Annotated in this window: 20 protein-coding genes; all 20 read right to left on the bottom strand. The window is 48.3% G+C overall.

Annotation, left to right across the window (positions count from 1 at the left end; all coding sequences use genetic code 11):
* Positions 1-8: 8 nt before the first annotated feature.
* The 20 genes from map to rplB are packed head-to-tail and all read right to left on the bottom strand — an operon-like array spanning position 9 to position 9,966.
* Entirely contained in the window at positions 9-755 is a 747-nt protein-coding gene (map, locus tag ACFO8Q_RS00705; protein ID WP_380023525.1) for a type I methionyl aminopeptidase, read from the bottom strand.
* Positions 752-1,402, bottom strand: coding sequence for an adenylate kinase (locus ACFO8Q_RS00710; protein ID WP_380023527.1), 651 nt, complete (start codon positions 1,400-1,402; stop codon positions 752-754). Before ACFO8Q_RS00710 ends, map begins: the two co-directional genes overlap by 4 nt.
* A 32-nt stretch (positions 1,403-1,434) precedes the next feature.
* Positions 1,435-2,721: a preprotein translocase subunit SecY gene (gene secY / locus ACFO8Q_RS00715; RefSeq protein WP_380023528.1), complete on the bottom strand. Its 1,287-nt coding sequence runs from the start codon at positions 2,719-2,721 to the stop codon at positions 1,435-1,437.
* A complete protein-coding gene (rplO, locus tag ACFO8Q_RS00720) occupies positions 2,722-3,165 on the bottom strand; it encodes a 50S ribosomal protein L15 (protein WP_380023529.1) in 444 nt (147 codons plus the stop codon).
* A gap of 30 nt (positions 3,166-3,195) precedes the next feature.
* The gene (gene rpmD / locus ACFO8Q_RS00725) at positions 3,196-3,384 is read right to left on the bottom strand and encodes a 50S ribosomal protein L30 (protein ID WP_380023530.1); all 189 of its coding nucleotides are present in this window, start codon (positions 3,382-3,384) and stop codon (positions 3,196-3,198) included.
* A 13-nt stretch (positions 3,385-3,397) separates the two neighbouring features.
* Entirely contained in the window at positions 3,398-3,895 is a 498-nt protein-coding gene (rpsE, locus tag ACFO8Q_RS00730) for a 30S ribosomal protein S5 (protein WP_380023532.1), read from the bottom strand.
* 19 nt (positions 3,896-3,914) lie between these two features.
* The gene (rplR, locus tag ACFO8Q_RS00735; RefSeq protein ID WP_380023533.1) at positions 3,915-4,283 is read right to left on the bottom strand and encodes a 50S ribosomal protein L18; all 369 of its coding nucleotides are present in this window, start codon (positions 4,281-4,283) and stop codon (positions 3,915-3,917) included.
* A gap of 31 nt (positions 4,284-4,314) precedes the next feature.
* The gene (gene rplF, locus ACFO8Q_RS00740; RefSeq protein ID WP_380023535.1) at positions 4,315-4,854 is read right to left on the bottom strand and encodes a 50S ribosomal protein L6; all 540 of its coding nucleotides are present in this window, start codon (positions 4,852-4,854) and stop codon (positions 4,315-4,317) included.
* Between the two features lie 26 nt (positions 4,855-4,880).
* Entirely contained in the window at positions 4,881-5,279 is a 399-nt protein-coding gene (gene rpsH, locus ACFO8Q_RS00745; RefSeq protein ID WP_380023537.1) for a 30S ribosomal protein S8, read from the bottom strand.
* A gap of 29 nt (positions 5,280-5,308) precedes the next feature.
* Positions 5,309-5,494, bottom strand: coding sequence for a type Z 30S ribosomal protein S14 (locus ACFO8Q_RS00750; RefSeq protein ID WP_096181005.1), 186 nt, complete (start codon positions 5,492-5,494; stop codon positions 5,309-5,311).
* Positions 5,495-5,551: 57 nt separating this feature from the next.
* The gene (gene rplE, locus ACFO8Q_RS00755; RefSeq protein ID WP_380023614.1) at positions 5,552-6,085 is read right to left on the bottom strand and encodes a 50S ribosomal protein L5; all 534 of its coding nucleotides are present in this window, start codon (positions 6,083-6,085) and stop codon (positions 5,552-5,554) included.
* 35 nt (positions 6,086-6,120) lie between these two features.
* Entirely contained in the window at positions 6,121-6,435 is a 315-nt protein-coding gene (gene rplX / locus ACFO8Q_RS00760) for a 50S ribosomal protein L24 (protein ID WP_380023615.1), read from the bottom strand.
* 47 nt (positions 6,436-6,482) lie between these two features.
* A complete protein-coding gene (gene rplN / locus ACFO8Q_RS00765) occupies positions 6,483-6,851 on the bottom strand; it encodes a 50S ribosomal protein L14 (protein ID WP_380023539.1) in 369 nt (122 codons plus the stop codon).
* 18 nt (positions 6,852-6,869) lie between these two features.
* Positions 6,870-7,136 carry a 30S ribosomal protein S17 gene (rpsQ, locus tag ACFO8Q_RS00770; RefSeq protein ID WP_380023541.1) on the bottom strand — a complete coding sequence of 89 codons (267 nt, stop codon included), beginning with the start codon at positions 7,134-7,136 and terminating at the stop codon, positions 6,870-6,872.
* A gap of 23 nt (positions 7,137-7,159) precedes the next feature.
* Entirely contained in the window at positions 7,160-7,357 is a 198-nt protein-coding gene (gene rpmC / locus ACFO8Q_RS00775; protein WP_380023542.1) for a 50S ribosomal protein L29, read from the bottom strand.
* The gene (gene rplP / locus ACFO8Q_RS00780; RefSeq protein ID WP_380023544.1) at positions 7,347-7,781 is read right to left on the bottom strand and encodes a 50S ribosomal protein L16; all 435 of its coding nucleotides are present in this window, start codon (positions 7,779-7,781) and stop codon (positions 7,347-7,349) included. The genes rpmC and rplP overlap by 11 nt, the downstream gene beginning before the upstream one ends.
* 3 nt (positions 7,782-7,784) lie before the next feature.
* Complete coding sequence (rpsC, locus tag ACFO8Q_RS00785; protein WP_380023545.1) at positions 7,785-8,456, bottom strand: 30S ribosomal protein S3; 672 nt, start codon at positions 8,454-8,456, stop codon at positions 7,785-7,787.
* 13 nt (positions 8,457-8,469) lie between these two features.
* Positions 8,470-8,802: a 50S ribosomal protein L22 gene (gene rplV / locus ACFO8Q_RS00790; RefSeq protein WP_380023547.1), complete on the bottom strand. Its 333-nt coding sequence runs from the start codon at positions 8,800-8,802 to the stop codon at positions 8,470-8,472.
* Between the two features lie 30 nt (positions 8,803-8,832).
* Entirely contained in the window at positions 8,833-9,111 is a 279-nt protein-coding gene (gene rpsS, locus ACFO8Q_RS00795; protein ID WP_096181013.1) for a 30S ribosomal protein S19, read from the bottom strand.
* 24 nt (positions 9,112-9,135) lie between these two features.
* The gene (rplB, locus tag ACFO8Q_RS00800) at positions 9,136-9,966 is read right to left on the bottom strand and encodes a 50S ribosomal protein L2 (protein WP_380023550.1); all 831 of its coding nucleotides are present in this window, start codon (positions 9,964-9,966) and stop codon (positions 9,136-9,138) included.
* Between the last annotated feature and the right edge of the window lie 86 nt (positions 9,967-10,052).

Raw genomic sequence — 10,052 nt, forward strand, 5'->3', positions numbered from 1 at the left:
TTCCCCACCTACAGACGAGTAAGAATTTCGGGGCCGTTTTCCGTAATCGCAACCGTGTGTTCGAAATGGGCGGCTAACGATCCGTCAGCTGTTACAACGGTCCAATTGTCAGCCAAGGTTTTGCAATGGTAAGTCCCTATATTGACCATCGGCTCGATCGCGAGCGTCATCCCGACTTTTAAACGCGGACCTCTCCCAGGAGGACCATAGTTTGGAATCTGCGGATCCTCATGCATTTGTCTGCCGATCCCGTGCCCCACATAATCGCGAACGACCGAAAATCCGGCAGCTTCAACATGTGTTTGGATTGCGTGGCCGATATCAGAGAGCCGATTTCCTTCCCGAGTTTGCTCAATTCCTTTGAACAAAGACTCTTCAGTAACACGAAGCAGTCGAACAGCCTCATCTGATATTGTTCCTACCGGATATGTCCAAGCGGAGTCACCATGAAATCCATGTTTCTCAACACCGATGTCAATTGAGATGATATCTCCCTCTCTTAACACTCGGGAACCCGGAATCCCATGGACCAATTCCTCATTCACAGATGCACAGATGGACGCGGGAAAACCGTGATATCCTTTAAAAGAAGGAACAGCCCCTTGTTTACGGATAAATTCCTCCGCAATCTGATCCAATTCCTGTGTTGTGATTCCAGGACGAATGGCTTTGGCCAATTCCTGATGAGTCAGTGCCACGATTCGTCCGGCCTCTCGCATCATATCCAGTTCGGTCTTTGACTTGCTGACAATCATTCCACACCTCGAAGGATGCTTGATATCTGTTCAAACACTTGATTAATCTCAGCTTCTCCGTCAACGGTACGAAGTAGACCTTTGGCCTCGTAAAAATGAAGTAATGGTTCTTGCTGCTTGATGTTTACATCAAGTCGGGTTGCAACTGTTTCCACAGAGTCATCTGCACGCTGATACAGTTCGCCGCCGCACTTGTCACATTTCCCTTCTTCTTTTGGAGGGTTGAAAATGACATGATACGCAGATCCGCATGACCGGCAAATACGGCGTCCTGTAAGGCGCTCAAGCAAGGATTCACGCTTTACGTCCAGATGAATGACAACATCAATGCTGCGACCCATCTCGGCAAGCGCTCTTTCCAAAGCTTCAGCTTGCGGAACTGTTCTCGGAAAACCGTCGAGCAGGAATCCTTTTTCCGTATCAGGAAGACTCAGTCGTTCACGGACGATGCCGATTGTTACATCGTCGGGAACGAGTTGCCCCTTATCAACATATTCCTTTGCTTTCAGCCCGAGCGGAGTGCCTTCCGCCATTGCAGCGCGGAAAATATCTCCGGTCGAGATGTGAGGAATTCCAAACTCCTCAACAATTCTTTCTGCTTGAGTTCCTTTGCCTGCACCAGGCAATCCCATAAAGATGACCTGCATGTTCCCCCGCCTCCCTCAAGAACCTTCTCTTTTTATCGAATGAAACCTTTATAGTGACGTTGCAGCAATTGGCTTTCCAGTTGCTTCATCGTCTCAAGCGCCACACTCACGATGATCAGAAGCGACGTGCCGCCGAAGTACATATTCAAAGCCGCGACGTTCATAAAGAGGATCGGGAGCACTGACACGGCCGCAAGGAACAAAGCGCCTGCTAGTGTAATTCGATTCATGACGCGGACGATAAACATCTCAGTTGGCTTCCCTGGACGAACCCCCGGAATGTACCCGGCGTTCTTCCTCATCTGATCCGCCAACTGTTCCGGATTAATTTGTATCGCAGTGTAGAAGTACGTAAAACCGATGATCAAAAGCACTTCAAGAGTAATATATAACCATGCTGTCGGCCCTGGACTAAAGTGAGCGACAATCCAATTCGCTACAGCGTTTGGCTGGAACCAGCTCGCAACTGTCGAAGGAAAAATCAATAACGATGTTGCAAAAATGACCGGTATCACACCTGCCGCATTCACTTTAAGGGGAATATGAGTCGTTTGACCACCATACAAATTACGTCCAACCATACGCTTTGCATACTGCACTGGAATCCGGCGAACACCTTGTTGAACATAGATTACTCCTACAATTACCAGCACAATCGCGATCAACAGAAGTGCAACATAAACAAGATTCAAAAACAACCGGTCCGGATTTGTATAGAACCATGTGGTATAGATTGTGTTTATCCCTCTGGGTACTTGAGCGATAATCCCGGCAAAAATGATTAACGAAATTCCGTTGCCAATTCCTTTTTCCGTGATTTGTTCCCCTAACCACATTAGAAACGCGGTCCCGGCGGTTAAGGTGATCGCAATCAAAGCAAAAGTGGCAAATCCTTTATCGATAATCAATCCAGGAACCATTCGATCAAACGAGAGTGAAAATCCAACCGCCTGAATCAAACCAAGAACCACTGTCAAATAGCGTGTGATTTGAGCCAGTTTTTTTCGGCCGTGTTCGCCTTCTTTTGCCCATTCCGCAAATTTGGGGATTACGTCCATCGTGAGCAATTGCACGATAATCGAAGCCGTAATATAGGGTGTAATAGACATGGCGAAGATTGAAAAGTTTTGCAGTGCACCGCCGGAAAACGTGTTCAAAATCCCTAGAAACGCATTTTGACTCGGATCAAACAGTTTGGCATTCACGTTCGGAACCGGAATATAGGAACCGATTCGGAATACTGCCAACATGGCCAGCGTGAATAACACACGCCGGCGCAAATCGGAAACTTTAAAGATATTTTTTAGGGTCGAGAACATTTAGATCACCTCGGCCTTACCGCCAGCAGCTTCAATCTTCTCAATTGCAGAAGCGGAGAATCCGTGAGCTTGAACGGTAAGAGCAACGTTGATGTCCCCTTGACCCAGTATTTTAACGCCGTCCTTGATATTCTTGATGACTTTGGCTTCGAGGAGCATCTCAGGAGTTACAACAGTCCCTGCCTCAAAAACGTTGAGTTTGGAAATGTTGACTTCCGTAATCTCCTTCTTGAACGGAGCATTGGTAAAACCACGCTTCGGAAGACGACGGTACAATGGAGTTTGACCGCCTTCAAAACCGGGGCGTACGCCGCCGCCTGCGCGGGCGTTTTGACCTTTATGTCCTCTACCTGCAGTCTTGCCTAAGCCAGAACCGATTCCACGACCAACGCGCTTCCGGGTCTTCTTCGCTCCAGCAGCCGGACTGAGTTCATGCAGTTTCATACGAACACCTCCTTGAACTTGCAGTTCTCGTTATTCCGAGATTTCTTTCACTTCAACGAGGTGGCTGACCTTGTTAACCATACCTCGAATTGCAGCATTGTCAGGTTGCACAACAGTTTGGTGGATCTTACGGAGACCCAGAGTTTCTACCGTTAAACGTTGCGCCTCCGAACGACCGATCAAACTGCGCTTGAGGGTAATTTCCAATTTTTTAGACACGGTATTCCCCTCCTTAACCTAAGAGCTCTTGAACAGTCTTACCGCGAAGTTTTGCAACTTCTTCCGGACGCTTAAGACGCTTTAAACCGTCCAGCGTTGCATTCACCATGTTCATTGCGTTGGAAGACCCAAGAGATTTGGTTACGATATCTTTTACGCCTGCAAGTTCCAATACGGCACGAGCAGGGCCGCCCGCGATAACTCCAGTACCTTCAGAAGCGGGCTTGATCAATACACGACCTGCACCGAAGTGACCAATCACTTCATGTGGAACCGTAGTTCCGACAACCGGTACGGAAATTAAGTTTTTCTTTGCATCTTCGATTCCTTTACGGATGGCCTCCGGCACTTCAGCGGCTTTTCCGAGACCCGCGCCTACATGACCGTTTCCATCGCCTACAATAACGAGCGCCGAGAAGCTGAAACGACGACCGCCTTTTACAACTTTCGCAACGCGGTTGATAGCAACCACTTTTTCCGAAAGTTCGAGTTGATTCGGATCAATACGCATGTGTTTCCCTCCTTCGCACTTAGAATTCCAGGCCCGCTTCACGAGCAGCATCGGCCAGTGCTTGAACCCGTCCATGATAGAGATATCCGCCGCGATCGAAAACAACTGCTTTGTATCCTTTTTCAATCGCACGCTTAGCTACCAATTCGCCGACCTTCTGTGCGGCTTCCACGTTTCCTCCATTTTCCACTTGGCCCTTTAATTCCGGGTCTACAGTGGAAGCTGAAACCAACGTTACGCCTTTTGTATCATCAATCAATTGTGCGTAGATATGCTGATTGGAACGAAAAACATTCAAACGCGGACGCTCGGCGGTACCGAACAATTTCTTGCGAACACGAACGTGACGACGTTTCCGCGCAGTATTTTTGTCAGCTTTAGTGATCATTCCCATTCACTCCCTTCAAGCTGCGAGTGTATTATTTCTTACCGGTCTTACCGACTTTACGGCGAATGACTTCGTTATCGTACTTGATACCTTTGCCTTTATAAGGCTCTGGTTCACGCAGAGAACGGATTTTCGCAGCTACAGCGCCAACTTGCTCCTTGTTGATCCCTTTGATCACAAGCTTGTTGGTACCTTGCACATCAATCTCGATTCCTTCTTCCGGAACGATTTCAACCGGATGGGAGAAACCAAGAGACAGAGTCACTTTATTTCCAGCCTTAGCGGCACGATATCCTACACCCACGAGTTCCAAAGTCTTTTCAAATCCTTTGGTTACGCCTTCTACCATGTTGTTCACAACAGAACGAGTAGTGCCGTGCAGGCTGCGATGCAGCTTATTGTCGGATGGACGATCGATAATGATTTGATTGTCCTCGATTTTGACAATCATCTCTTTATTCAATTCACGGGAAAGGCTGCCTTTAGGACCTTTAACCGTGAGAGAGCCGTTATCATATTTCACTTCAACGCCGCTTGGAACAGCGATCGGCTTCTTTCCAATACGAGACATTTGTTACACCTCCGATCTCGTCGAGATTACCAAACGTAGCAAATCACTTCGCCGCCAACTTGAGAACGGCGAGCTTCTTTATCGGTCATAACACCTTTTGAAGTGGACAAGATCGCAACGCCCAATCCACCAAGAACGCGAGGAATTTGTTCGCGCTGTGCGTATACCCGGAGACCAGGCTTGGAAATACGCTTCACGCCAGTAATTACACGTTCGTTATTTTGACCGTACTTGAGAAAAATTCGGATAACCCCTTGTTTGTTGTCGGGGATAAATTCCGCATCCCGAATGAATCCTTCACGCTTGAGGATTTCCGCAATCTGACGCTTGATGTTGGATCCCGGAATTTCCACTTTCTCATGACCCACCATATTCGCGTTGCGGATACGGGTAAGCATGTCTGCAATCGGATCAGTCATTACCATAACTGACTACCTCCTTCCTATGCTCCTGATTACCAACTGGCTTTCTTCACGCCAGGCAATTGTCCCTTATATGCAAGCTCGCGGAAACAAATCCGGCACATACCGAATTTCCGCAATACGGAATGCGGGCGTCCGCAGATACGGCAACGCGTATAAGCGCGTGTGCTAAACTTTGGCTTCCGCTGGGACTTGGCGATCATGGACTTTTTAGCCATTGATTTCTAACCTCCCATTTGTTTGAAGCACTGTTTTTTTGAATTCAAATCCTGCGATTATGATTGACGGAACGGCATCCCGAGCTGAGCAAGAAGTTCACGAGCTTCTTCGTCAGTTTGCGCGGTTGTAACGAATACAATATCCATGCCGCGCACCTTATCGATTTTATCATAATCAATTTCCGGGAAAATCAGCTGTTCTTTCAGACCAAGCGTGTAGTTTCCGCGTCCGTCGAAAGCCTTCGGAGAAACCCCACGGAAGTCACGAACGCGCGGAAGCGCGACGTTGAACAGTTTATCCATGAAATGATACATCCGCTCGCCGCGAAGAGTAACTTTTACGCCGATCGGCATACCTTCACGCAGCTTGAAACCGGCGATCGATTTCTTCGCGCGAGTTACAACCGGCTTTTGACCGGTAATTTGTTGGATATCTTCCACAGTGGCATCCAAAGCTTTCGCGTTCTGGATGGCTTCACCGAGGCCAACGTTTACAACAATCTTTTCAACCTTCGGAACCTGCATCACGTTCTTATAGTTGAATTTCTGCATCAGTGCAGAAACCACGTCAGTTTTGAACTTTTCTTCCATACGTGCCAAGGAAAAAACCTCCTTTCTTCACCTGGTTACTTCTCGAGTACTTCACCAGATTTTTTAGCATACCGTACTTTTTTACCGTCTGTAAGGATTTTCTTTCCGATACGAGTCGGTTCACCGCTCTTGGGATCAAGAATCATCACATTGGATGCGTGAATCGGAGCTTCGCGCTCAACGATTCCCCCCTGCGGATTCGCCTGATCCGGACGAGTGTGGCGCTTAATAATATTCACGCCTTCAACCAATACTCGGCCTTCAGAGGGATATGCCTCAAGGATCTTGCCCTTTTTGCCTTTATCTTTACCTGCGATCACCATTACTTGATCGCCTTTACGAACGTGCAGTTTGGACATCTAACACACCTCCTCGGATGTGATTCGATCTTTGGCTCTTACAGAACTTCCGGAGCCAGGGAGATGATTTTCATAAAATCTTTTTCACGAAGTTCACGGGCAACCGGTCCGAAGATACGGGTGCCCCGCGGGCTTTTATCTTCTTTGATAATAACAGCTGCATTTTCATCAAAACGGATGTAAGATCCGTCATCGCGACGAACGCCGCGCTTCGAACGTACAATAACAGCTTTGACAACGTCACCCTTCTTGACAACGCCACCGGGTGTTGCACTCTTCACAGAAGCGACGATAATATCACCGATATTGGCCGAACGACGGTTAGAGCCACCCAGAACGCGGAAACACATAATTTCCTTCGCACCGGAGTTGTCAGCTACAACAAGTCGAGTTTGCGGTTGAATCATGGAAGTACCTCCTTCCGATTACAGTATTACTGCCTTTTCAACCACTTCCACCAAACGCCAGCGCTTGTCTTTGGACAAGGGGCGGGTTTCCATGATTTTCACGATATCGCCGATCTTGGCGGTGTTGGTTTCGTCGTGAGCCTTGAACTTCTTAGTCACCTTAATTGTTTTTCCGTACAACGGGTGCTTTTTGTTCTGTTCGACAGCAACAACAATCGTTTTATCCATTTTGTCAGAAACTACTTTTCCTACACGGACTTTGCGATAATTACGCTCTACGCTCATCGTCATCCTCCTTCCGTATGCGGTTACCCGATCCCGAGTTCACGTTCTCTAAGGATGGTTTTAGCGCGGGCAATGTCTTTCCGAACCTCGCGAATCCGCATCGGATTCTCCAATTGACCTGTAGCCAGTTGGAAACGCAGATTGAAAAGCTCCTCTTTCAAAGAGTTCACTTTATGCTCAATTTCCGCGGTGGACAAATCCCGAAGATCATTAGCTTTCATCTGCCTCACCACCCACTTCTTCACGTTTTACAAACTTGCATTTAATCGGCAGTTTGTGCATTGCAAGGCGCATTGCTTCGCGGGCAATCTCTTCGTTTACCCCTGCAAGTTCAAACATAATGCGTCCAGGCTTAACGACCGCTACCCATTTTTCAGGAGAACCTTTACCGGCACCCATTCGGGTTTCAGCAGGCTTTGCTGTAATAGGAGTAGACGGGAAAATTTTAATCCAAACTTTACCGCCACGGCGAATGTAACGAGTCATCGCAATACGCGCGGCCTCAATTTGACGGTTTGTGATCCATGCCGGTTCGAGGGCTTGCAAACCGTATTCGCCAAAGGTTACCTGGTTACCAGCCTTGGACTTACCGGCTAAGTCAGGACGATGCGTTTTGCGATGTTTCGTGCGCTTTGGCATCAACATGGCTTATTTACCCCCTTCTTCGGCAGCAGCTTTGCGTCCGCCTCTAGTCGGAAGCACTTGACCGCGATAGATCCACACTTTCACACCAAGACGACCATAAGTGGTGTGCGCTTCAGCAGTTGCATAATCGATATCTGCACGTAAAGTGTGAAGCGGTACAGTACCTTCCGAATAACCTTCGGTACGAGCGATTTCGGCACCTGCCAAACGCCCTGCCACCTGAACTTTAATTCCTTTTGCTCCCGCACGCATAGTACGTTGAATGGCTTGCTTCATCGCACGACGGAAAGCCACGCGGCGCTCCAACTGCTGGGCAATGCTGTCAGCCACGAGCTGAGCATTCAGTTCGGGAACTTTGATTTCCGTAATATTGATATGAACGCGTTTGCCGGTCATCTTGCTGAGTTGGTTTCGAAGCGCATCGACTTCAGTACCACCCTTACCGATTACCATTCCCGGCTTCGCTGTATGAATGTTAACATTCACACGGTTTGCAGCCCGTTCAATTTCAACAGATGCCACAGAAGCATCTTTCAAACGATTGAAAATAGCGTCACGGATCTTAATGTCTTCGTGCAGGAGTTCGGTGTAGTCCTTTTTATTAGCGAACCACTTGGATTCCCAATCACGAATGACCCCGATCCGAAGACCTACTGGGTTGACCTTCTGTCCCATTCGTTATCCCTCCTTACTTTTCGCTTACTACCACAGTAATATGGCTTGTACGCTTATGAATCCGTGAAGCACGTCCTTGTGCACGCGGACGGAAACGCTTCAACGTCGGTCCCTGGTCCACAAAAATCTGGCTGACCACCAGGTTATCCACATCCATGTTATAGTTATGATCCGCATTGGCAATCGCCGACTTCAGAACCTTTTCCACAACAGGAGACGCTGCTTTTGGAGTATGCTTCAAGATCGCGATTGCTTCACCCACTTTTTTACCGCGAATCAGATCAACAACCAGACGAACTTTACGCGGCGCGATGCGAACATGACGCGCTATAGCTTTGGCTTCCATCATGAGACCTCCTCTCTATCCGGACATCAATTACCGGCGAGATGCTTTTTCGTCACCTGCGTGACCTTTATACGTACGAGTAGGCGCGAACTCACCGAGCTTATGGCCTACCATGTCTTCCGTTACATATACAGGAACATGTTTGCGGCCATCATATACCGCAAATGTATGACCTACGAATTCCGGAAAAATGGTGGAACGACGTGACCAAGTCTTAATCACTTTCTTGTCGCCGGCAGCATTCATTGCCTCGACCTTTTTCATCAAATGATCATCGACAAACGGCCCTTTTTTAAGCGAACGACCCATTGAGGTACCTCCCTTCAGACCAGCTTACTTTTTACGAGAACGAATAATATACTTATTCGATGGCTTGTTCTTCTTGCGAGTCTTCTTGCCCAAGGTCGGCTTACCCCATGGGGACACCGGAGACTTACGTCCGATCGGCGCACGACCTTCACCACCACCATGCGGGTGATCGTTCGGGTTCATTACAACCCCGCGAACAGTCGGGCGCTTGCCGAGCCAACGAGAACGTCCAGCTTTACCAACGTTGACATTTTCGTGGTCGAGGTTGCCCACTTGACCAATGGTCGCACGGCATTCCGCACGGATCAGTCGAACTTCACCGGAGGATAGGCGCACATGGCAGTATTCGCCTTCTTTGGCAAGAAGCTGCGCTTCCGCACCCGCTGCACGAGCCAATTGACCGCCTTTGCCAGGTTTCAATTCGATGTTGTGAATCACAGTACCAACGGGAATATTAATGAGCGGGAGCGTATTCCCCACCTTAATGTCCGCATTAGCACCGGAGAAGATGGTGTCGCCCACTTTCAAACCGAGCGGTGCAAGGATATAGCGCTTCTCACCATCAGCATAATTGATCAAAGCAATGTTGGCGGAACGGTTCGGATCGTACTCAATCGTTGCTACGCGACCCGGAATTCCGTCTTTGTTACGCTTGAAGTCAATAACCCGATACTGCCGCTTGTGACCGCCGCCTTGATGACGAGTCGTAATTTTCCCTTGGTTGTTACGACCTGCATTTTTCTTGAGCGGTTCAAGGAGAGATTTTTCGGGTTTATCGGTTGTAATCTCTTCGAACGTCAAAACGGACATGAATCGACGTCCCGGAGAAGTGGGTTTATATTTTTTGATTCCCACTGCAATACCCTCCTTTGCTTTCTAATTCCGTACTGGTTGGCTTTTCCGGGTCCCCATTAAAGTACTCGGAATAGGCTTCGAAGCTT

Source organism: Effusibacillus consociatus, assembly GCF_042652925.1.
Classification (GTDB): domain Bacteria; phylum Bacillota; class Bacilli; order Tumebacillales; family Effusibacillaceae; genus Effusibacillus; species Effusibacillus consociatus.

Coding starts and splice junctions, on each gene's coding strand:
- rplV (WP_380023547.1), bottom strand. CDS start 8,802: ATGGAAGCCAAAGCTATAGCGCGTCATGTTCGCATCGCGCCGCGTAAA.
- rpsS (WP_096181013.1), bottom strand. CDS start 9,111: ATGGGTCGTTCGCTTAAAAAAGGGCCGTTTGTCGATGATCATTTGATG.
- rplO (WP_380023529.1), bottom strand. CDS start 3,165: ATGAAACTGCATGAACTCAGTCCGGCTGCTGGAGCGAAGAAGACCCGG.
- secY (WP_380023528.1), bottom strand. CDS start 2,721: ATGTTCTCGACCCTAAAAAATATCTTTAAAGTTTCCGATTTGCGCCGG.
- ACFO8Q_RS00750 (WP_096181005.1), bottom strand. CDS start 5,494: ATGGCTAAAAAGTCCATGATCGCCAAGTCCCAGCGGAAGCCAAAGTTT.
- ACFO8Q_RS00710 (WP_380023527.1), bottom strand. CDS start 1,402: ATGCAGGTCATCTTTATGGGATTGCCTGGTGCAGGCAAAGGAACTCAA.
- rplP (WP_380023544.1), bottom strand. CDS start 7,781: ATGTTGATGCCAAAGCGCACGAAACATCGCAAAACGCATCGTCCTGAC.
- rpsH (WP_380023537.1), bottom strand. CDS start 5,279: ATGGTAATGACTGATCCGATTGCAGACATGCTTACCCGTATCCGCAAC.
- map (WP_380023525.1), bottom strand. CDS start 755: ATGATTGTCAGCAAGTCAAAGACCGAACTGGATATGATGCGAGAGGCC.
- rplE (WP_380023614.1), bottom strand. CDS start 6,085: ATGGAAGAAAAGTTCAAAACTGACGTGGTTTCTGCACTGATGCAGAAA.
- rplN (WP_380023539.1), bottom strand. CDS start 6,851: ATGATTCAACCGCAAACTCGACTTGTTGTAGCTGACAACTCCGGTGCG.
- rpmC (WP_380023542.1), bottom strand. CDS start 7,357: ATGAAAGCTAATGATCTTCGGGATTTGTCCACCGCGGAAATTGAGCAT.
- rpsC (WP_380023545.1), bottom strand. CDS start 8,456: ATGGGACAGAAGGTCAACCCAGTAGGTCTTCGGATCGGGGTCATTCGT.
- rpsE (WP_380023532.1), bottom strand. CDS start 3,895: ATGCGTATTGATCCGAATCAACTCGAACTTTCGGAAAAAGTGGTTGCT.
- rpsQ (WP_380023541.1), bottom strand. CDS start 7,136: ATGAGCGTAGAGCGTAATTATCGCAAAGTCCGTGTAGGAAAAGTAGTT.
- rplF (WP_380023535.1), bottom strand. CDS start 4,854: ATGTCTCGTATTGGAAAGAAGCCGATCGCTGTTCCAAGCGGCGTTGAA.
- rplR (WP_380023533.1), bottom strand. CDS start 4,283: ATGATCACTAAAGCTGACAAAAATACTGCGCGGAAACGTCGTCACGTT.